The organism is Nitratireductor pacificus pht-3B (assembly GCF_000300335.1).
GTDB classification, from domain to species: Bacteria; Pseudomonadota; Alphaproteobacteria; order Rhizobiales; family Rhizobiaceae; genus Nitratireductor; species Nitratireductor pacificus.
Genome location: NZ_AMRM01000012.1, coordinates 1 through 18,849, shown reverse-complemented (window position 1 = coordinate 18,849; position 18,849 = coordinate 1). Strand labels below are relative to the sequence as shown.

Annotated in this window: 18 protein-coding genes and 1 pseudogene; 14 read left to right on the top strand and 5 right to left on the bottom strand. The window is 65.1% G+C overall.

Annotated features, from left to right (window positions below):
• Positions 1–113: 113 nt before the first annotated feature.
• Genes NA2_RS11815 through NA2_RS11805 form a run of 3 tightly spaced genes read right to left on the bottom strand, consistent with a single transcriptional unit; the run spans position 114 to position 2,580 of the window.
• Positions 114–899 (bottom strand): HpcH/HpaI aldolase family protein, encoded by a 786-nt coding sequence (locus tag NA2_RS11815; protein WP_008597121.1) that lies wholly within the window; start codon positions 897–899, stop codon positions 114–116.
• Between the two features lie 49 nt (positions 900–948).
• Positions 949–1,746 carry a creatininase family protein gene (locus tag NA2_RS11810; protein WP_081582672.1) on the bottom strand — a complete coding sequence of 266 codons (798 nt, stop codon included), beginning with the start codon at positions 1,744–1,746 and terminating at the stop codon, positions 949–951.
• 60 nt (positions 1,747–1,806) lie between these two features.
• A complete protein-coding gene (locus NA2_RS11805; protein ID WP_192814178.1) occupies positions 1,807–2,580 on the bottom strand; it encodes a creatininase family protein in 774 nt (257 codons plus the stop codon).
• A gap of 197 nt (positions 2,581–2,777) precedes the next feature.
• Between NA2_RS11805 and NA2_RS11800 the strand changes: the two genes are divergently transcribed.
• The 7 genes from NA2_RS11800 to NA2_RS11770 all read left to right on the top strand — a co-directional run bounded on the left by NA2_RS11800 (position 2,778) and on the right by NA2_RS11770 (position 10,164).
• Positions 2,778–4,328: an ABC transporter substrate-binding protein gene (locus tag NA2_RS11800; protein ID WP_008597118.1), complete on the top strand. Its 1,551-nt coding sequence runs from the start codon at positions 2,778–2,780 to the stop codon at positions 4,326–4,328.
• Positions 4,329–4,509: 181 nt separating this feature from the next.
• Entirely contained in the window at positions 4,510–5,430 is a 921-nt protein-coding gene (locus tag NA2_RS11795) for an ABC transporter ATP-binding protein (protein WP_008597117.1), read from the top strand.
• On the top strand, positions 5,427–6,464 hold the full coding sequence (locus NA2_RS11790; protein ID WP_008597115.1) for an ABC transporter ATP-binding protein: 1,038 nt from the start codon (positions 5,427–5,429) through the stop codon (positions 6,462–6,464). Before NA2_RS11795 ends, NA2_RS11790 begins: the two co-directional genes overlap by 4 nt.
• Positions 6,461–7,894 carry a dipeptidase gene (locus NA2_RS11785; protein WP_008597114.1) on the top strand — a complete coding sequence of 478 codons (1,434 nt, stop codon included), beginning with the start codon at positions 6,461–6,463 and terminating at the stop codon, positions 7,892–7,894. The genes NA2_RS11790 and NA2_RS11785 overlap by 4 nt, the downstream gene beginning before the upstream one ends.
• A complete protein-coding gene (locus NA2_RS11780; RefSeq protein WP_008597113.1) occupies positions 7,891–8,325 on the top strand; it encodes a GlcG/HbpS family heme-binding protein in 435 nt (144 codons plus the stop codon). Before NA2_RS11785 ends, NA2_RS11780 begins: the two co-directional genes overlap by 4 nt.
• Positions 8,326–8,358: 33 nt before the next feature.
• The gene (locus NA2_RS11775) at positions 8,359–9,279 is read left to right on the top strand and encodes an ABC transporter permease (protein ID WP_008597112.1); all 921 of its coding nucleotides are present in this window, start codon (positions 8,359–8,361) and stop codon (positions 9,277–9,279) included.
• A 3-nt stretch (positions 9,280–9,282) separates the two neighbouring features.
• Entirely contained in the window at positions 9,283–10,164 is an 882-nt protein-coding gene (locus NA2_RS11770; protein WP_008597109.1) for an ABC transporter permease, read from the top strand.
• Positions 10,165–10,188: 24 nt separating this feature from the next.
• Here NA2_RS11770 and NA2_RS11765 read toward each other — a convergent pair whose 3' ends face one another.
• Positions 10,189–10,836, bottom strand: coding sequence for a GntR family transcriptional regulator (locus NA2_RS11765; protein ID WP_008597108.1), 648 nt, complete (start codon positions 10,834–10,836; stop codon positions 10,189–10,191).
• A gap of 146 nt (positions 10,837–10,982) precedes the next feature.
• Between NA2_RS11765 and NA2_RS11760 the strand changes: the two genes are divergently transcribed.
• The 6 genes from NA2_RS11760 (at position 10,983) to NA2_RS11735 (ending at position 17,818) form a co-directional block, all read left to right on the top strand.
• A complete protein-coding gene (locus tag NA2_RS11760) occupies positions 10,983–11,966 on the top strand; it encodes a TRAP transporter substrate-binding protein (protein ID WP_008597107.1) in 984 nt (327 codons plus the stop codon).
• A gap of 61 nt (positions 11,967–12,027) precedes the next feature.
• Positions 12,028–12,594 carry a TRAP transporter small permease subunit gene (locus NA2_RS11755; RefSeq protein WP_008597106.1) on the top strand — a complete coding sequence of 189 codons (567 nt, stop codon included), beginning with the start codon at positions 12,028–12,030 and terminating at the stop codon, positions 12,592–12,594.
• Positions 12,591–13,910, top strand: a complete 1,320-nt coding sequence (locus NA2_RS11750; protein ID WP_008597105.1) for a TRAP transporter large permease — start codon at positions 12,591–12,593, stop codon at positions 13,908–13,910. Before NA2_RS11755 ends, NA2_RS11750 begins: the two co-directional genes overlap by 4 nt.
• The gene (locus NA2_RS11745) at positions 13,907–15,307 is read left to right on the top strand and encodes a malonyl-CoA decarboxylase (RefSeq protein ID WP_008597104.1); all 1,401 of its coding nucleotides are present in this window, start codon (positions 13,907–13,909) and stop codon (positions 15,305–15,307) included. The genes NA2_RS11750 and NA2_RS11745 overlap by 4 nt, the downstream gene beginning before the upstream one ends.
• Positions 15,304–16,842, top strand: coding sequence for a malonate--CoA ligase (locus NA2_RS11740; protein ID WP_008597103.1), 1,539 nt, complete (start codon positions 15,304–15,306; stop codon positions 16,840–16,842). Before NA2_RS11745 ends, NA2_RS11740 begins: the two co-directional genes overlap by 4 nt.
• 112 nt (positions 16,843–16,954) lie before the next feature.
• A complete protein-coding gene (locus NA2_RS11735; protein ID WP_008597102.1) occupies positions 16,955–17,818 on the top strand; it encodes a lytic transglycosylase domain-containing protein in 864 nt (287 codons plus the stop codon).
• A gap of 76 nt (positions 17,819–17,894) precedes the next feature.
• On the opposite strand, the gene NA2_RS11730 is transcribed toward NA2_RS11735, so the two are convergent.
• Complete coding sequence (locus NA2_RS11730; RefSeq protein WP_040677605.1) at positions 17,895–18,140, bottom strand: hypothetical protein; 246 nt, start codon at positions 18,138–18,140, stop codon at positions 17,895–17,897.
• Positions 18,141–18,473: 333 nt separating this feature from the next.
• On the opposite strand from NA2_RS11730, the pseudogene NA2_RS11725 reads away from it, so the two are divergent.
• Positions 18,474–18,849, top strand: a pseudogene (locus NA2_RS11725) (homoserine dehydrogenase); the annotation flags it as partial.

The window sequence follows — 18,849 nt, the reverse complement described above, 5'->3', positions numbered from 1 at the left end:
CGTCCCCTCCGGACGCACGAACGAGGATCCAGACCATCGAGGGAGCGTCGAAGGCGCCGCCGGCGTGACCCGGCGACGCATTGGTTCTGTGGGAGGCTTTTTCCCGTTCTCCACTATCGACCGGCGGTCGCGTATGTCTCGCGGGCGAGGTGGAGGAAGCCGCGGGCCGCGCCGGTGACGAAACCGCTGTTGCTTGCCATGACCATGCGGACGCCGAGATCGGCCACATAGGAGAGGCTTTCCGCGTCGCCGGCGGCGGCGTTGAGCGGTTTGCCATGACGCCGGGCGATCTCTGCCGCCCTGGTGACGCATTCGGTCACCTGCGGTATCTGCTTCTCACCCGGATGGCCGAGCGATGAGGCGAGATCGCCCGTGCCCAGACAGATGACGTCAATGCCATCCAGCCCGATGATTGCTTCCGCGTTGTCGTAGGCTTCCTCGTCCTCCATCAATACGCAGATCACGGGATGCGTCTCGACCGCGTGAAAATAGTCCTTCGGCGTCTGGGTCGCGCCATAGTTGGCGGCGCGGGACGAGCCGGCGACGCCACGGCGTCCGTGCGGCGGGAAGCGCAGCGAGGAGACCAGACGCTCTGCATCTTCGAGGTCGCGGATGTGGGGCGCGATGATGCCGCTGGCTCCGGTATCGGCATAGGCGAGGACGACCTCAGGCCGGTTCTCGGGGACGCGGATGATCGAAGCCATGCCGACGGCGTCGGCGGCCATGACCATGCCGTAGCAGCTTTCGACGCCGAGGCCGTCATGTTCGGCGTCGATCATCACCCAGTCGAAGCCGAGCAGACCATAGAGTTCGACCAGCCGGGGCGAGGCGATGTCCGCCATGACGCCGAACATGGGTTCCGGCTGCTTGAGCCGCTCACGTAAGCGATTGATCCTCATTTGTTTCTTTCCTCCATATGCTGCGGACGCGGAAGCGGGGCTTCGCGCTTCAGAATGCGATCGCCGGCGGCGCTATGCGGGTGTCCATGCTGCGGAAATGCCGGGTGAACTCGGCGACGTAGTCGGACATGCGCCTGAACAGGGCACCGCCCCGCTCGGCGCAGGGTTGGCTGGCGTCTCCCCAGCCAGACGAGGGCGAGACACCCTCCATCTCCACGGGCAGGCCGACGCGGCTGTCACCGAACCTGGCTTCCATCGGCGACAGCAGGGGCAGCCCCTGGTAGTCGCCCTTGCCGCTTGGCCGGGCGAGATCGACGCGCACGGAGCCGGGGTGGAGATATTCGAGCAGCGATGCCCCCGGTTCCCCGCCATGACCGAAGATCGAGGCGTCGTCGGGGAACAGGTCTCCGCGCAGATCCGCCTGGATGCTGCCGGGATTCAGCGAGGCCATGATCACGCCGGTCTTCCGACGCACGTTGCGCATCGCGGCTGCGGCCGGGTAGTGGTTGGGGATGTGGTAGGTCAGCAGGCAGATATGGCTGAAGCCGCTGTCGATGAGGCCGGTGGCGATCGTCTCGACATATTGTTCGACGAGATCGGGCGACACTGCGATCGTGCCGGGAAACGCTAGGATGGAGTCCGAGACGCCATAGGTGAGCGGCGGCAGCCACACGTCGCCATTGGCTTCGGCCGCCGTGCGCGCCAGCGCTTCGGGAACCAGGTAGTCGTAGCCGAGCGGCAGCGGACCGTTGCCCTCGACGGTGCCGATCGGCAGCAGCGCAACAGCGCCGCGCCCGGCGGCCTCGCGCACTTCGCGCGTGCTCATTAACGGGAGATAGGTTTTCATGTCGCCTCACTGTTGTGGCAATGGATTGAGCGCTCTCGCGAACGGAGCGTTTCGCCGCGGCTAGAGTTGCGGCTCCGGAAACTTCAGACGGGTGTCGAGAGCGCGGAAGGTCTCGATGAAGGCCACGACGTGGTCGAGCATGCGCCCGAACAGGATTTCCCCGCGCTCGGCGGAGGCCTTGTGCGGGTTGCCCCAACCGGAGGTGGGCGAGAGCTCCTCAAGCTCGAGATAGAAGTTGACGCGGCTGGCGCCGAAACGGGCTTCCATCGGCGAGATCAGCTCCAGACCCTGCCATCGGGCCTTCGTCCGTTCTTCCGCCAGGTCGTCGCGCGACCCCTCCGGATGCAGGTATTTCAGCAGCGACGTGCCCGGTTCGGCGCCGTGGCCGATGGTCTCCGGCTCGAAGAGGTCGCCGCGCAGGTCGGCAAACAGCGCCATCGGATTGATCGAGGCCACATGGACACCAGTGTCGTAGCAGACACGCCTGCTCGCCTGCTCCACGGGATACTGGTTCGGCCCGTGATTGGTAATCAGCAGGATGTGCTCGAAGCCGCCACGGATCAGGGACTTGATGACCGATTCGACCATCTCGCCGAGCATCTGAGGCGTGATCCCGAGCGTGCCGGGGAACCCCTTGAGGCCATCCGAAACCCCGTAGGTCACCGGCGGCAGATAGATCGAACCGGTCTTCGCAGCGGCCCGTTCGGCGAGCGCCGACGACACCAGAAAATCCAGACCGGTGGCGTTCTGCGGGCCGTTGGCGTCCGTACTGCCGATCGGCACCAGTGCAACCGCACCAGCTTCCGCAGCTTCCCTTGCCTCGGTCCACGTCATCAGTGGCAGGAACGACTTCAATTCAACCCCCTTTTCATGGAATCCAAAATTCGTATTATGAAATAAGAATTTCATCAAGTGGAATTATTGGCGGTCAGAAATGCTGTCGACCATTGACAGGCTAAGGTGTTGCAGGTAGCCTTCAATAATTCCACAATGTGGATCAATAATTCCAAAAAATAGGAATGGGGAATCGGATGGGTAGCGTTTTTGGGAAGAGATTTCGCGCTGGCGCGCTGGCGGTTCTGGGGCTGACCACCTGCCTGGCGATGTCCGGAGTTACTGCTGCACAGACCAAGCTGCGTTTCGTGCAGCAGTCGGCGGTGCAGAGCTTGAATCAGAATGTCGAATCGACGCGCACCTCGGCCCGCATCGCCGAGGAGATTGTCGAGGCGGCCGTCGGTACGGAGATGGTCGACGGCAAGACGACGTTCGTGCCGAAGCTCGCATCCTCGTGGTCGCAAATCGACCCCAAAACATGGCGCTTCAAGGTGCGTGAAGGCATCACCTTCTCCAATGGCGAACCCCTGACGTCGGAAGCCTTCGTGAAGACCCTTGCCTTCTGGCGCGCGCTTCCGGGGGGCAAGTCAGCGGCCACCTTCGCCAATATCGAGATCAATGCCGTCGACGAGATGACGTTCGACGTGGTGACCAAGGAAGAGAATCTCTCGTCCCTGCCGGCACAGATGAGCTACTTCGTCGTCTTCCCGCCGCGCTATTACGAAGGGCTGGGCGAACCGGCCGACGCGGAGGTCGCCTTCGGCAACAATCCGGTCGGCACCGGACCCTACATGCTCGACGAATGGACGAAGGGCGTGGTCATCAAGCTCAAGGAAAACCCGGGCTACTGGGGCGAGAAGCCGGCGATCAAGGAGATCGAGATCCGCAGCGTTGCCGATGCGGCGACGCGGGTCAGCCTTCTCCAGTCGGGCGCGGCGGATGTGGTCGGCGACATTCCGATCAATCTCTATGAGCGCGTTGCCAGCATGAGCGGCAAGAAGATGGTTGGCGCGCCCAGCGACGTCCGGGTGTTCGTCGCGCTGAACCTGAATACGGCGCCCACCGACAATGTACTCGTGCGCCAGGCGATCAGCCACGCGATCGATCGCAAGTCAATCATCGCGCGCCTTCTGCGCGGCCATGCGCAGGAGGCCAACGGCCTGTTCCTGCCGGGCGAACTCGGTTACGATCCTGACTTCTCGGGCTATTCCTACGATCCGGAGAAAGCGCGCTCCCTGCTGAAGGAGGCTGGCTTCGAGGGATCTGTTCCGATCACGCTGAACTATCCGATCGGCACATTCGACATCGACAAGCAGCTTGCCGAGGTCGTCCAGGCCCAACTCCAGGAGGTCGGCTTCGAGGTGACGATGAACGGCGGACCCAACCAGTCGCTCCAGCCCCTGTGGCGCAAGGCCGGCTCCTCGGAGGGCATCTATCTGTATCAGATGAGTCCGGTCTACTCTGACTCCAACTTCCTGATGAACATCGCCTATTTCGGTCCAAACTCGGTTTACAAGGCGTTCGGTACCGACGACGAGCTGAACGCGATCACCGCCAAGGCGGCGACGGCGAAGACAGCCGAGGAGCGCCAGGCCCTCTATGAGCAGGCGCAGGCCCGCGCGATCGGCGAGATGGCCGTCTGGGTTCCGCTTTATGTGCGGGAGCTCGGTTATGGAATGGTCGAAGGCTTCGAGTGGAATCCTCCCGCGTCGAACCGGTTGAACTTCTCCTCGGCGAAGTTCAACTGATCGACGGACGATGCCGCGATGCTTCCTCCCGGCATTGCGGCATCGTAAACTTCCTACCCGCCTGCGGAGCCGAGACGCAATGGCAATGCCTGTTCCGACCCCATCGCAACCCGAAGCGCCGCTGCTTCGGGTCCGTGACCTGAGCGTGTGCTTTCACTCGAACGGGGAGACCGTTCACGCGGTGAACGGCGTTTCCTTCGATCTGCAGCGCGGCAGCGCGGTGGGCATTGTAGGAGAATCGGGTTGCGGCAAGTCCACCGTCGCGCTGGCCCTGATGCAGCTGCTGACCCGTTCAGCGGAGATCTCCGGCGGCAGCGTGTCCCTCAGCGGGCGTGAGCTGCTGAGCCTGAACGCAAACGAGATGCGGCACGTGCGCGGCCGCGATATCGCGCTGGTTTTCCAGGACCCCATGACGGCGCTGAACCCGGTGCTGACGATCGGTCAGCACCTGCGCGAGACCCTCAGCCTGCATGAGGGGCTGAGTGGCAAGGCGGCGCATGCCCGTTCAGTGGAGCTGCTGAAGCTGGTCGGCATCGCCGCGCCCGAGAGCCGCCTTGCGGCCTATCCGCACCAGCTCTCGGGCGGCATGCGGCAGCGTGTGATGATCGCCCTCGCCGTCAGCGGCAAGCCGAAACTCCTGATCGCCGATGAGCCCACGACCGCGCTCGACGTGACGATCCAGGCGCAGATACTGCAGCTTCTTTCCCGTCTGCGCGACGAGCTGGACATGTCGATCATCCTTGTCAGCCACGATCTGGGCGTCGTAGCCAATCTCGCCGACCGGGTGCTTGTCATGTATGGCGGAGCGGTGGTCGAAGACGGAACCGCCGAACAGGTCCTGCTGGAACCGAAGCATCCCTATACGAAAGCGCTGATCGCGGCCCGTCCCGAGATCGACAGCGATCGGGGCACCGCGCTTTGCGCCATCCCCGGGGCAGCCGGTCGGCTGACGGAGCAGCCGTCGTCATGCAGCTTCGAGCCACGCTGCGCCGTGCGCATGGAAGTGTGTTCGGCCAGGCTCCCGAAGCTTGCCTGGGATGGCGCTCACGGCGCGGCCTGTTGGCATGTCGCCGGCGCTAGCGGGGAAGGACAGGTGCCATGACCGGGGCCGGGGAGCCGCTCCTGCAGGTGCGTGACCTGCGGGTCCATTTCGGACAACGCAGGAGCCTGTTCTCCCGCAGCGCCTGGTCCGTCCGCGCCGTCGACGGCGTGAGCCTCGAGATCCGGCGGGGTGAAACGCTTGGTCTCGTCGGCGAATCCGGTTGCGGGAAAAGCACGGTCGGCCGCGCGGTCGCCCATCTGCTGAAGCCCAGTTCGGGCACGATCCGGTTCCGCGGCGAAGACCTCGGCAGTCTCGACCGGACGCGCCGGCGCAGCCTGCGCCGCGACCTGCAGATCATCTTCCAGGATCCCTATTCGAGCCTCGATCCGCGCATGCGGATCGGCGCGGCCATTCGTGAGCCGCTGACGATCCATGGCATCGCCAGGGGCGAAGCCGCACGGCTCCGGGTGCTGGAACTGCTCGATTCCGTCGGCCTGCCGGCATCGGCGGTCGACCGCTATCCGCACGAGTTTTCGGGCGGTCAGCGGCAGCGCATCGCCATCGCGCGCGCGCTCGCCCTGGAACCGGAGCTGATCGTCTGCGACGAACCCATCTCGGCGCTCGATGTCTCCGTCCAGGCGCAGATCGTCAATCTTCTCGGCGAGCTGCAGGAGCGGCGGCAACTCACCTATCTGTTCATCGCACACGACCTTGCCGTTGTACGCCACATATCGCACCGCATCGCGGTGATGTATCTCGGGCGCATCGTCGAGACCGGGCCGAGCGAGATCCTGTGCGGCGAGCCGCTGCATCCCTACACGAAGGCGCTGTTCGGCGCGGTGCCGCGCGCCAATCCGAAGGTCGAGCGCAACAGCGACCGTCCGGTCATTCAGGGCGAGATCCCGAGCCCGCTCAATCCGCCCGGCGGTTGCCACTTCCATACGCGCTGTCCCTACGCGAGGGATATCTGCCGGACCCGTGATCCATCGCTGGAAAGCGTCGGAACCGACCGTGGCGTCGCCTGCCATTTCTGGAAGGAGATAAAGGCGAACCCGGTTCCCAATGCATGCAACAGAACGGAAGCAGCCCTATGACAATCTGGAATGTCGAACAGGCGATCGCCCTCACGCGCGCCGAGGAAGATCAGAACATCGCGCGACTAGGGGATTTCGTCCGCATCGAGTCCGTGTCGATGGACCCGGCCAAGGCGCCGCAGGTGATGCAGGCTTCGCAATGGCTGGCGAAAGAGCTGGGGCGCATCGGCTTCAACAACATCCGGATCCACGAAACCGATGGTCACCCGATCGTCACGGCGGACTGGATGCAGGCGGAGCAGGGCGCGCCGACCGTACTGATCTACGGTCATGTGGACGTGCAGCCGGTGGAGCCCGTCGCCGACTGGACCGTTGCACCGTTCGACATCACCATGCGTGACGAGCGCCTCTATGGCCGCGGCTCGACCGACGACAAGGGCCAGGTCCTGATGCACCTGATCGCACTCGACGCCCTGATGCGCACCGGCGGCGGCAAACTGCCGTGCAACGTCAAGCTGGTGGTGGACGCCGAGGAGGAGATCGGCTCGCCGAGCCTGCTGGGCTGGATGAAGGCCAATCCGGAACTGGTGCAGGCGGATTTCGCCATCGTCAGCGATTCCCCGATGTACGACTACAACGTGCCGTCAATCGGCACATCGCTGCGCGGCATCGTCAATCTCGAGGTGCGGCTGCGCAGCGCCGGCGGCGACGTGCATGCCGGCCAGTTCGGCGGTGCGATACCGAATGCAGCGCGGTCGCTGGCACGCATCCTGGTGTCCCTGCACGACGAGGACGGGCGCGTCGCCGTGCCTGGCTTCTACGAGGGCGTTCCGGACATTTCTGCCGAAGAACGCGAAGGATATGAAAAACTCCCTTTCGAGGAAAAAGCCTGGCTCGCCTCCATCGGTGCCACCGGCACGGAGGGTGAAGCCGGCTTCTCGACGCTTGAGCGGACCTGGATCCGCCCGACGCTCGAGATCAACGGTCTGTTTTCCGGCCATACGGCGGAAGGCACCAAGGCAATCGTCCCGGCGACGGCAACGGCAAAGATCTCGTGCCGCATGGTCGCCGGCCAGAACCCCGAAGCGATCCAGAAGAAGGTCGCACGGCACATCGTCTCGCTCGCACCAGCCAATGTGCTCTGCGAGGTTCGGGAGTTGAGCATCGTGCCACCGGCGGCGATCGATCATCGCATGCCGGCGGTGCAGCTTGCTGTCGACAGCCTCCGCGCTGCGTTCGGGACGGATGTGTTCCTTGTGCGCGACGGCGGCGCCATACCCGCCGTCGCGCATCTCAAGGATCATTTCGCCATGGATACGCTGCTGATGGGTTTCGGCTGCCCTGACGAGAACAAGCATGGTCCCGACGAATGGCTGGCGCTGCTGCATTTCCGCAAAGGCATCGAGGCTCTTCTGGCCTATTGGCCGGCACTGGCGCAGAGCGCTGGTGCATCCACCACCACCACAGAGAAAACTCGGATATCCGCATGAACAGCGTCACCAATATCGATCTTGAAACCACCATCCGCCTGCTCGGCCTGTGCGCCGAACGCGCCGGCGAGATCGGCGTCGCCATGTCCTTCTCGGTCGTCGATACCGCGGGACACCCTGTCGCCATTCACCGGATGGATGGAGCCGGCTGGGCAACGCTCGGCTTTGCCCAGGGCAAGGCGACGGCTGCCGCCGCCATGCGCATGCCGAGCGCCGACCTCGGTACGCGGTGGAAGGACTTTCCAGCCCTGACCACGGCCGCGACCGTTCTGAACAACGGGCATTTCGTGCCCTTGCCGGGAGGCTTTCCCCTGAAGGTGGACGGCGTCGTGGTCGGGGCGATCGGCGCCAGCGGCGGCACCGGCGCCCAGGACGCGGACGCCTGCCTCACCGGCATCGCCAAGCTTGGCGGCCTCGATCCGCAGCAGTAAAGAAGACCGCGCAGCGCAGCGGCAGGGCAGGCAATGACACGGTTCCTCATCCAGCGGCTCATCCTCGCCATCGTCGTGGTCTTCGCCGTGGCGTCGCTGACCTTCTTCGCCCTCAATCTGAGCGGCGACCCGATCTCCAATGCGCTGTCGAGCGCTGGGGCGAGCGAGGAGCAGATCGCCGAGGTCCGTCAGCAGCTCGGCTACGACCGGCCGATCCTCGTCCAGTATGCCGATTTCATCGCCAGTGCTGCGACCGGCGATTTCGGCCGCTCGATCTACTATGGCGAGGAAGCCTTGCCTCTGGTCATCGACCGGCTGCCCTATACGATCCTCCTCGCCTCGGTGGCGATGCTGATCACCATCGTGGTGGCGTTTCCCCTCGGGGTGGCGGCGGCCATGTTCCGCGACCGGCCGATAGACCGCGCCATCGTTACCTTCGCCGCTTTCGGCCAGTCCGTGCCGATCTTCGTGGTCGGGCCGATCCTGATCCTGATCTTCTCCGTTCACCTGGGCATTTTGCCGGTATCGGGGGCGGAGGGGAGGGGCAGCGTGATCCTTCCGGCGCTGACGCTTTCACTCTATCCGCTGGCGCGCATCACGCGCCTTCTCCGGGCAAGCATGCTCGAGGTGGCAAACTCCGAATATGTGCTGACGGCGCGGGCGCGTGGCGCTTCGGAAATCCGCGTCGTGCTGCGCTATATCCTGCGCAACGCGCTGCTGCCCGTCCTGACGGTTCTCGGCCTGCAGCTCGGCAATCTGCTGGGCGGCGCGGTGATCGTCGAAACGGTGTTCGCCTGGCCCGGCATCGGCAGTTTCACGCGCGATGCGCTGATCAACAGCGATTTCCCGCTGGCGCAGACCGCCGTCATCCTGATCGCCGTCGCGGTGGTCGTCGTCAACGTCCTGACCGACCTGATCTATTCGCTGGTCGATCCCCGCATCAGACTGAGCTAGCCCATGGTATCGTCAGCCGCCACAGCCACGCAGACAGAAACCGGCTCGACCCGCCCGGCGCGCCCGCGGCGCAAAGTTGGCGTCTGGGTAGCCCTGTTCATCATACTGCTGCTGTTCGCCCTGGCGCTTTCGGCGCCGCTATGGGCCGACGACCCGGCCAGGCAGTCACTGATGGATGCGGAACTGCCGCCCTATCCGCTGGAGAACTCGACCGTCGAGCACCTGCTCGGCACGGATGAGCTCGGCCGCGACCAGCTCTCCCGCATCCTGTTCGGCCTGCGCACATCGATGTCCATCTCGATCCTCTCCATGCTGTTGGCAGCGGCGATCGGCACGAGTGTCGGCGTCATCGCCGGCTTCTTCCGGGGGATCGTCGATGAGGTGCTGATGCGGATTGTCGACATCCAGATGTCGTTCCCGGCGATCCTGCTGGTGGTCACCTTCGTCACGGCGATCGGGCCGAGCTTCCAGTCGATCGTGATCGTTCTGGCGCTTTCAATATGGGTCGTCTTCGCGCGCGTCGCCCGTGCCCAGGTTCTGGCGCTGCGCGACTCGGACCTGGTGCTGGCGATGCGGGCCATTGGCGCGTCGACGCCGCGCGTTCTGCTCCTGCACATCGTGCCCAACATCGCGGGGCCGCTCATCGTCATCGCCACGCTGGAGTTCGCGACGCTGATCGTCGCCGAATCCGCACTGGGTTATCTGGGGCTCGGTGTTCCGCCGCCGACGCCAAGCCTCGGGGCGATGATCGCCACCGGCCAGTTCGGGCTGATCACCGGCGTCTGGTGGCTGGTGCTTGGTCCGGGTATCGCCATGACGGCGTTCATCATGAGCATCAACATCCTGGGCGACTGGCTGCGCGACCGCCTCGACCCGCGTCGGTGAGGCCGCCGCGCGGCGAAGGGGTTCCTATTTCGACAGATTGGCGATCAGGTCGCTGAACCGGTCGCCCTGGACCGCGACATGCGTGCGGAGCAGGGCGCGGGAAAGCTCGGCGTCGCCGGCGAGAACGGCATCGACGATGCGGGCATGTTCGCCGAACGAGGCCTTCATCCGGTTGTGGACGCGCAGCTGCAGGCGGCGGTAGGGGCGCAGCCGCCGATGCATCGCGGTGCATTGCTCCTCGAGGAAGCCGCTGTGGCTGGCGGCGTAGATCGCGCGGTGAAACAGCTCGTTCTCGTAGTAGTAGGTATCGGTCTCGCCGGCGGCCACCGCCTGCTCGCATTTCTGATGCGCCGCCTTCAGAGCATCGCCGTCCGTCTCGGTGTGACGTCGGGCCGCCATGGCGCCGGCCATGCCTTCCAACTCCGCCATCACCTCGAACATCTCGAAGATCCGCTGCGGCGCCGGGTCGATGACGACCGCGCCGCGGCGCGGCCGGATCTCCAGGAGACCGATGGCGTTCAGCTGCAGGATCGCCTCGCGGATGGGCGTGCGCGAGACGCCGAAGCGCGTCGCGAGCTGCACCTCGTCCAGACGCTCTCCCGGCGCGAACCTGCCGGTGACGATGTCGTTCTCGATCTCGTCCCTCAGCTTCTGAAACGTGTTTTCCGCCATGCCGCGCCCCCAACGCTCTGATAATGCAAGAATCTTTATCTTGTATACAAGACTATTGACATTCCGCCTAGCCCGACCGCACACTTCGGGCAGGCCAGTGGAGTGGCGTGTCTAGGGAGGACAAGATGAAGAGACTTGCAACAAAAATGAGGATGCTGGGCTGCGCGGCGATCGCCGTGCTCGCGGCAACCGGCGCCGACGCGCAAACGGTGCTGAAGGCGTCGCATCAGTTCCCGGGAGGCAAGGGGGACATTCGCGACGAGATGGTTCAGCTCATCGCCCGCGAGGTCGCGGCGGCGAATGTCGGCATCGAGGTCCAGGTGTTCCCCGGCGCCTCGCTCTACAAGCCGAACGACCAGTGGAACGCGGTCACGCGCGGCCTGCTCGACCTGACGTCGTTCCCGCTCGACTACGCCGCGGGCCGGCATCCGGAGTTTTCCGCGACGCTGATGCCGGGCCTGGTCGGCAATTTCGACCGGGCGATGCGCCTGAACGATTCGGAATTCATGCAGGACATCAAGAAGATCATCGACGACGCCGGGGCGATGGTCATCTCGGACGCCTGGCTTTCGGGCGCCTTCGCCTCGAAGAAGACCTGCATCACGTCGCCGGAGACGATGAAGGGGCAGGTCATCCGCGCGGCGGGTCCGGCCTTCGAGGAGATGCTCGTGGCGGCCGGCGGGTCGATCGCCTCGATGCCGTCCTCGGAGATCTACACGGGCATGCAGACCGGCGTGCTCGACGCGGCGAACACGTCGTCGGCGAGCTTCGTCTCCTATCGCCTGTTCGAACAGGCCAAGTGCCTGACCGCGCCGGGCGAGAACGCGCTGTGGTTCATGTACGAGCCGGTGCTGATGTCGAAGAAGACCTTCGAGAAGCTGACGCCCGAGCAGCAGGCGGCCTTCATCGCCGCCGGCGAAAAGGCCGAGGCCTATTTCAACGAGGAGGTGCGCAAGGGCGACGACCTGATGATCGACACCTACAAGAAGGCCGGCGTCGAGGTGGTCGAGATGTCGAAGGCCGACTATGACGCCTGGCTCGAAGTGGCCAAGACATCGTCCTACAAGAACTTCGCCGAGAACGTGCCCGGCGGGGACAAGCTGATCGAGAAGGCCCTGGCCGTAGAATAGTCCGGCTCCGGTGGCGCCGGCGGGCGCCACCGGTTCCGTTCCAGAAGCCAGGGATTCCCGAATGATCAACACCTATGTCCGGGCGGTCGGCAATCTGTCGCGCCTGCTGGCGGTCGTGTCGACGGCCCTTCTCGTCGCGGCCATGCTGGTCGTCTGCCAGATGATCCTCATGCGCTACGTCTTCCGCCAGCCAACCATCTGGCAGACCGATTTCGTCGTCTTCTCGGCGACGGCGGCGATGTTCGTCGGCGCGCCCTATGTGCTGCTGAAGGGCGGGCATGTGGGCGTCGATGTCGTCGAACTGATGGTCGGCGACCGGACGCGCAGATGGCTGCGCGTCATCGGCAGCCTCCTCGGGCTGCTGTTCTGCGCGATCATGCTCGTCGCCTGCTGGATCCAGTTCCACGAGGCCTGGGCCGGGAACTGGAAGCATTCCAGCGTCTGGGCGCCGCCGCTCTGGGTGCCGCTCCTGTCCCTGCCGATCGGCTTCGGCATGCTCTGCCTGCAATATGTGGCGCAGATCCTGCGCCTGATCTTTCCGGAAAGCCGCGAGGCGGCAATGCTCGTCGGAATGCACGGCGTTCCGGTCAATGACGATCCCACCGAGACGCGGGAGACCCTGCGATGAGTTCCACCCTTGCCGGCCTCCTGATCATCGCGGTCCTGTTCACGCTGCTCGGAACGGGCATGCCGATCGCCTTCGCGCTGGGCCTTGCCGCCTTCGCGGCGCTGTTCGTGCAGAACGGGTTCGACATCTTCTACGTCCTCGGCGACACCATGTTCTCCGGCATCGGCAACCTGGCCTATGTGTCGATCCCGATGTTCGTGCTGATGGGGGCGGCGGTCGCCTCCTCGCCGGCGGGCGGAGATCTGTACACGGCCCTCGACCGTTGGCTGAACCGGGTTCCCGGCGGACTGGTGCTGTCCAACATCGGCGCCTGCGCCATCTTCTCGGGCATGACCGGGTCGTCGCCCGCGACATGCGCCGCGATCGGCAAGATGGGCATCCCCGAAATGCTCGGTCGCGGCTATCCCAATTCGGTGGCGGCCGGCTCGATCGCAGCGGGCGGGACGCTGGGCATTCTGATCCCGCCCTCGGTGACCCTGATCGTCTACGGCATCGCCACGGAAACCTCGATCGGGCGCCTGTTCATGGCCGGCGTCTTTCCCGGCATCATGCTGACCGCGATGTTCATGACCTGGGCGATCATCGACTGCCGGCGCAAGGGCTATGAGTTCGGCGGTGCGCGGGCGATCCGCTATACGCTCGGCCAGAAGCTCGCCAGCCTGCCGCGCGTCCTGCCGTTCCTTCTCATCATCGCCGGGACGCTCTACGTTCTCTATGGCGGCCTGGCGACGCCGTCGGAGGCCGCCGGTGCGGGCGCGTTCCTGACGCTGGTGGTCGTCATCCTCGGTTACCGCCTGTTCCGCCTGCGGCCTATCGCGGGCATCTTCGGCTCGGGCATGCGCGAAAGCGTGATGATCATGATGATCATGGCCGCCGCGGAGCTGTTCGCCTTCGCGCTGTCCTCCCTGTTCATCACGCAGACCGTGGCGGCGGTCATCGCCGACATGGAGGTCAACCGCTGGGTGCTGATGGCGATCATCAACGTCTTCCTGCTCGTCTGCGGCATGTTCCTGCCGCCGGTGGCGGTGATCGTGATGACGGCGCCGATGCTGTTTCCCATCGTCACCCAGGCGGGCTTCGACCCCTACTGGTTCGCCATCGTGCTGACGATCAACATGGAGGTGGGGCTGATCACGCCGCCGATCGGGCTGAACCTGTTCGTCATCAACGCGATCGCGCCGACCATTCCGACGCGGGACATCCTCTGGGGATCGCTGCCCTATGTCCTGGTCATGTTCGCGGCGATCGTCCTCCTGTGCTTCTTCCCGGGCATCGCCACCTGGCTCCCGAACCAGATGATGGGGGTGGCGCAATGAATGCGACCGTGTCGTTCCTCGGCGACATGCTGCAAACCATCAGCGAACGCGGCCGGCGGCTCCTGGCGCTTGGCCCGAGGGACGCCGATGGCGACGATATGGAGGCGCTGTGCGACACGCTTCTTTCCAGCCGGGGAGAGGCGTCCGGCATGGCGCTGGCACGGGACATACTGGAGCGCTGGCAGGGGTATGACGCCGCCGCAAGGCGTACCTTCATGCGGATGCTGCTGGAGCGTTTCGGTCCGCAGACGAAGCTGGTCGAGAAGGCAATCGAGGCGTATCGGAGCATGCCCGGCCCGAAGGCCCTGCACGACCTGCACAAGGCCGCCGAACCGCGCCGCCAGGAGCTGATCCGCCGCCTCAACCTCGCGCCCGACGGCACGGCGATGCTGGTGCGCATGCGCGAGACGCTGCTGGCGCTGAAGCGCGCCGAACCGGATCTCGAACCGGTCGATTCCGATTTCGCGCATCTGTTCGGCTCGTGGTTCAACCGGGGCTTTTTGATGCTGAAGCCGATCAACTGGTCGACCCCGGCGGATATCCTGGAGAAGATCATCCGCTACGAGGCGGTGCATCACATCGGCGGCTGGGACGAGCTGCGGCGGCGGCTGGCGCCGGAAGACCGCCGATGCTTCGCGTTCTTTCACCCGCAGCTCGTCGATGATCCGCTGGTCTTCGTCGAGGTGGCGCTGACGCGGGAGATGCCGGCCGGCATCTCCGAGCTCCTGCGCGAGGACCGCGCGACGATCCGTCCCGCCGCTGCCACGACCGCCGTCTTCTACTCGATCTCGAACTGCCAGGCGGGCCTGCGGGGGATTTCCTTCGGCAACTTCCTGATTAAGCAGGTGGTGGAGGATCTGCGCCGCGAACTGCCCGGCCTGCAGAACTTCGTGACCCTGTCGCCGGTTCCCGGTTTCGCGGAATGGCTGGCGGAGGAACGGCGGGCGGAGGCTTCGTCCCTCCTGACCGAGGCCGACCGCGACAGGCTCGCGCTGCTCGACCGGCCGGGCTGGGAGACGCAGGCGGACACCGTCGCCGAGATCAGGCCGGCGATCACCGCCGCCGCCGCCTGGTATTTCCTCAAGGCGCGTGGTGGGGACGGGCGGGTGGTGGATCCGGTCGCCCGCTTCCACCTGGGCAATGGCGCCCGGCTCGAGCGGATCAATTTTCCCGGGGACAATGCGCCCGGGGCGTTGCGGCAGGCGCATGGGCTGATGGTCAACTATCTCTACAAGCTCGACGATATCGAGACCAATCATGAAGCCTTCATCGGCCGGGGCGAGGTCGTGGCGGCGGCGGCGATCCGCCGTCTGGTGCCGGCCGAGCGCGCAACCGCCGGCGCGGCGCGGCGCGAGGCGGCGGGTAAGACAAGAGCAGACGAGGAAGCGAGTTCATGAGCAATCACCTTTTCGATGCCATCCGGGCTGCGGCCAGACCCGAGGCGACCTTCATCGAAACGATGGATGGACGCCGCTGGACCTATGGCGACATGCTCGCGCAGTCCGCGCGCCTCGCCGGTGCGCTGACGCGGCTCGGAGTGCAGCCGGGCGACCGGGTGGCGGTGCAGGTGGAGAAAAGCCCCGAAGCGCTCATGCTCTATCTGGCGACGGTCCGGGCCGGCGCGATCTACCTGCCGCTCAACACCGCCTATACGCTCGCGGAACTCGACTATTTCATCGGCGACGCCGAGCCGCGGCTGGTGGTCTGCACGCCGGCCATGCGCGAGGGGGTGCTGTCGATCGCCACCGGTGCGCAGGCCCTGGTGGAGACGCTGGACCAGAACGGGGAAGGATCGTTGCTGACGCTGGCAGCCGGAGAGGCCGATGCGTTCGACGACGTGGCGCGCGGCCCCGACGATCTGGCAGCGATCCTCTACACGTCCGGCACGACCGGCCGCTCGAAGGGCGCGATGCTGAGCCACGACAACCTCCTGTCGAACGCCGAGACGCTGCGCGAGTACTGGCGCTTCTCGGCCGACGACCGGCTGATCCATGCCTTGCCGATCTTCCACACGCACGGCCTTTTCGTGGCCTCCAACGTGGTCCTCCTGTCCGGCGCGTCGATGTTCTTCCTGCCGGGCTTCTCGGCGGAGGAGGCGCTGCGGCTGATGCCGGTCTCGACCGTCATGATGGGGGTGCCGACATTCTATGTGCGGCTGATCCAGCAGGCGGGGCTGACGCGCGAGGCGACCGCGAACATGCGTCTGTTCGTCTCCGGGTCGGCGCCTCTGCTGGCCGAGACGCACCGGCGGTTCGAGGAGATGACCGGCCAGGCGATCCTCGAGCGTTACGGCATGACCGAGACCAACATGAACACCTCGAACCCATATGACGGGGCGCGGATCGCCGGCACGGTCGGCTTCCCGCTGCCCGGCGTCTCGCTGCGGGTCACCGATCCGGAGACGGGCAGACCGCTCGGCGGGGGCGAGACGGGGATGATCGAGGTCAAGGGTCCCAATGTCTTCAAGGGATACTGGCGGATGCCCGAGAAGACCGCGGCCGAGTTCCGTGCCGACGGCTTCTTCATCACCGGGGATCTGGGGCTGGTCGATGCGCAGGGCTATGTGCATATCGTCGGCCGCGGCAAGGACCTCGTGATTTCGGGCGGCTACAACATCTACCCCAAGGAGGTCGAAACCGAGATCGACCAGCTTGCCGGGGTCTTTGAAAGCGCCGTCATCGGCGTTCCGCACCCCGATTTCGGCGAAGGCGTGACGGCCGTGGTGGTGCGCGCGCCGGGCGCGGAGATCGACGAGCGGGCGATTCTCGACGGCCTGAAGGACCGGCTCGCCCGCTACAAGCAGCCGAAACGCGTGATGTTCGCCGACGCGCTGCCGCGCAACACGATGGGCAAGGTGCAGAAGAACATGCTGCGCGAGACCTATGCGGACCTCTACGCATCCCAGGAAAGCGCCCGGGCGGGTTCCGGCTGACGCGGAACGGGTGCAGGCGCAGCCATCAAGCGATGGCGCGGCTTGCGTGCTTCCCGCAACCGGTTCTACGCTGACCCCGGCAACTGGAGCTGGGTCCGTGCGGGAGCCGCGAATGTTCTGGCGCGATGGTTGGCTTGTCCTGACGGTGCTTCTGTCCGTGACGTTCCTTGCGGCGGGACAGGTCCAAGGCGCGGAGGATGAACCGTCACAGGCCGATCTGGTGGCGCGCGTCTGCGCGCTGATCGAGACGCATGCGGACGAGAACGGGCTCGACGCGGCGTTTCTCGCGCGCCTGTTGTGGAAGGAAAGCCGGTTCGACCCGAACGCTGTCAGCCCCAAGGGCGCGGAGGGCGTGGCGCAGTTCATGCCCGGTACGGCGGCGCTGCGGGGGCTGAAGGATGCGTTCGACATCGCCCAGGCCATTCCCGCCTCGGCCGCCTATCTGGCCGAGCTGAAGACGAAGTTCGGCAATCTCGGCCTGGCGGCCGCGGCCTACAATGCCGGGGAGAACCGGATCGCGCGCTGGCTTTCGCGAGGCGGGTTCCTGCCGCTGGAGACGGAAAACTACGTGCATGCGATCCTCGGCGAGCCGGTCGACAGCTTTTCCGATAGGTCGCATGTCGCAACCGTGCCGCCGCTCGACGGCGACAAGCCGTTCGGCGAGGCCTGCCGCGCCCTGCCGGTCAACGCCCGCGCGGTGGTGGCCATGGCCAGCGTTCCCACGCAGCCCTGGGGGATCCAGGTGGCGGGGCATTTCCGGCGCGACGTGGCGATCCGGCTGTGGCAGCAGGCACAGCGGCGCCATCGGGCATTGCTCGTGGGACATGAGCCGGTCGTCAGCCGGGTGCGGTCGCCGCGCGGCTGGCGCGGCATCTATGCCGTCAGGATCGGGGCGGGAAGCCGGGCCGAAGCGGCAAGGCTCTGCGGCAGGCTGCAGAATGGCGGCCAGCCCTGCGTCGTGCTGCGCAACCGCTGACCGCCGTGAAGAAGAACAGGCAAAGGAAAGGGCCCGAGGGGAGGTCTCGGGCCCTTTGCAAAGTACAGTACAGGACTTAGCCGTTGTTCGCGGTCGTGCGGCTGACCAGCTGGGCGCGGCCATCGGCACCGACGACGTAAAGTTCCTTGTAATCGTATCCCTGCGACGTGAACTGGTGCTGAAGCACCGAGCCTACCGGGGCCTTGCTGAAGGTGGACTGGGAGGGTCCATCATACGTGATGCTGCCCGGAATTGGCTCTACTGCAAAAGCAGGGACTGCAAGGAAAGATGAAAGTACAGCAGCGGAAATAACAGTCTTCATTTCTAATACTCCTGATGCCTTATAATAAGGCCGTCGCATTCCCGTCATGGGATGCCATCTATGTTATGCCGACCTTGGGTTATTCCTTGGCCGTGATCATCATTTAGGAGCGCCGACACCGAACTATCAGATCGGAGATTGGAAACAGTTCGTTCACAAATGCTGGAATGTTAGAATATCTCCTTCCCCTGCGTCAGCTATCGGTTGGCTTGACCAGCGGCGATGCGCCCGATGGTCGCGAAGCCCGGTGAATTGGACATTCGTATTGACACCAAAACAGATGTTCAATAAGCCTCTCCATGAGGAAACGTCCATCTGGGAGAGTGGTCAAAAATGCCTGCCAATGTTGCGCTCACCGGTCTTGCCCGGGATCTCGATGATCGGGCCAAGTCCGGCAAGCCGATCCGCATCGGACTTGTCGGCTCCGGCGAAATGGGCACCGATATCGTCACCCGCGTCGCGCATATGCCGGGCATCGAGATCGGCGCCATCTCCGAGCTGAACCTGCCGGCCGCAGCCCGGGCGGTGAACATCGCCTATCAGGAAGAGGGCCATGCGCGCGAGGTCGACAGCCAGTCGGCCATGTCCAGCGCCATAGAAGCGGGCAAGGTTGCCGTCACAGACAATGCCGACCTCCTGCTCGAGAACGGCCTGATCGACGTCGTGATCGACGCGACCGGCGTTCCGGCGGTGGGCGCCGAGATCGGCC

Excerpts from the sequence above, each read along its gene's own strand:
- NA2_RS11815 (WP_008597121.1), bottom strand. The coding sequence starts at position 899 with ATGAGGATCAATCGCTTACGTGAGCGGCTCAAGCAGCCGGAACCCATG.
- NA2_RS11810 (WP_081582672.1), bottom strand. The coding sequence starts at position 1,746 with ATGAAAACCTATCTCCCGTTAATGAGCACGCGCGAAGTGCGCGAGGCC.
- NA2_RS11805 (WP_192814178.1), bottom strand. The coding sequence starts at position 2,580 with ATGACGTGGACCGAGGCAAGGGAAGCTGCGGAAGCTGGTGCGGTTGCA.
- NA2_RS11800 (WP_008597118.1), top strand. The coding sequence starts at position 2,778 with ATGGGTAGCGTTTTTGGGAAGAGATTTCGCGCTGGCGCGCTGGCGGTT.
- NA2_RS11790 (WP_008597115.1), top strand. The coding sequence starts at position 5,427 with ATGACCGGGGCCGGGGAGCCGCTCCTGCAGGTGCGTGACCTGCGGGTC.
- NA2_RS11785 (WP_008597114.1), top strand. The coding sequence starts at position 6,461 with ATGACAATCTGGAATGTCGAACAGGCGATCGCCCTCACGCGCGCCGAG.
- NA2_RS11780 (WP_008597113.1), top strand. The coding sequence starts at position 7,891 with ATGAACAGCGTCACCAATATCGATCTTGAAACCACCATCCGCCTGCTC.
- NA2_RS11775 (WP_008597112.1), top strand. The coding sequence starts at position 8,359 with ATGACACGGTTCCTCATCCAGCGGCTCATCCTCGCCATCGTCGTGGTC.
- NA2_RS11770 (WP_008597109.1), top strand. The coding sequence starts at position 9,283 with ATGGTATCGTCAGCCGCCACAGCCACGCAGACAGAAACCGGCTCGACC.
- NA2_RS11765 (WP_008597108.1), bottom strand. The coding sequence starts at position 10,836 with ATGGCGGAAAACACGTTTCAGAAGCTGAGGGACGAGATCGAGAACGAC.
- NA2_RS11760 (WP_008597107.1), top strand. The coding sequence starts at position 10,983 with ATGAGGATGCTGGGCTGCGCGGCGATCGCCGTGCTCGCGGCAACCGGC.
- NA2_RS11755 (WP_008597106.1), top strand. The coding sequence starts at position 12,028 with ATGATCAACACCTATGTCCGGGCGGTCGGCAATCTGTCGCGCCTGCTG.
- NA2_RS11750 (WP_008597105.1), top strand. The coding sequence starts at position 12,591 with ATGAGTTCCACCCTTGCCGGCCTCCTGATCATCGCGGTCCTGTTCACG.
- NA2_RS11745 (WP_008597104.1), top strand. The coding sequence starts at position 13,907 with ATGAATGCGACCGTGTCGTTCCTCGGCGACATGCTGCAAACCATCAGC.
- NA2_RS11740 (WP_008597103.1), top strand. The coding sequence starts at position 15,304 with ATGAGCAATCACCTTTTCGATGCCATCCGGGCTGCGGCCAGACCCGAG.
- NA2_RS11735 (WP_008597102.1), top strand. The coding sequence starts at position 16,955 with ATGTTCTGGCGCGATGGTTGGCTTGTCCTGACGGTGCTTCTGTCCGTG.
- NA2_RS11730 (WP_040677605.1), bottom strand. The coding sequence starts at position 18,140 with ATGAAGACTGTTATTTCCGCTGCTGTACTTTCATCTTTCCTTGCAGTC.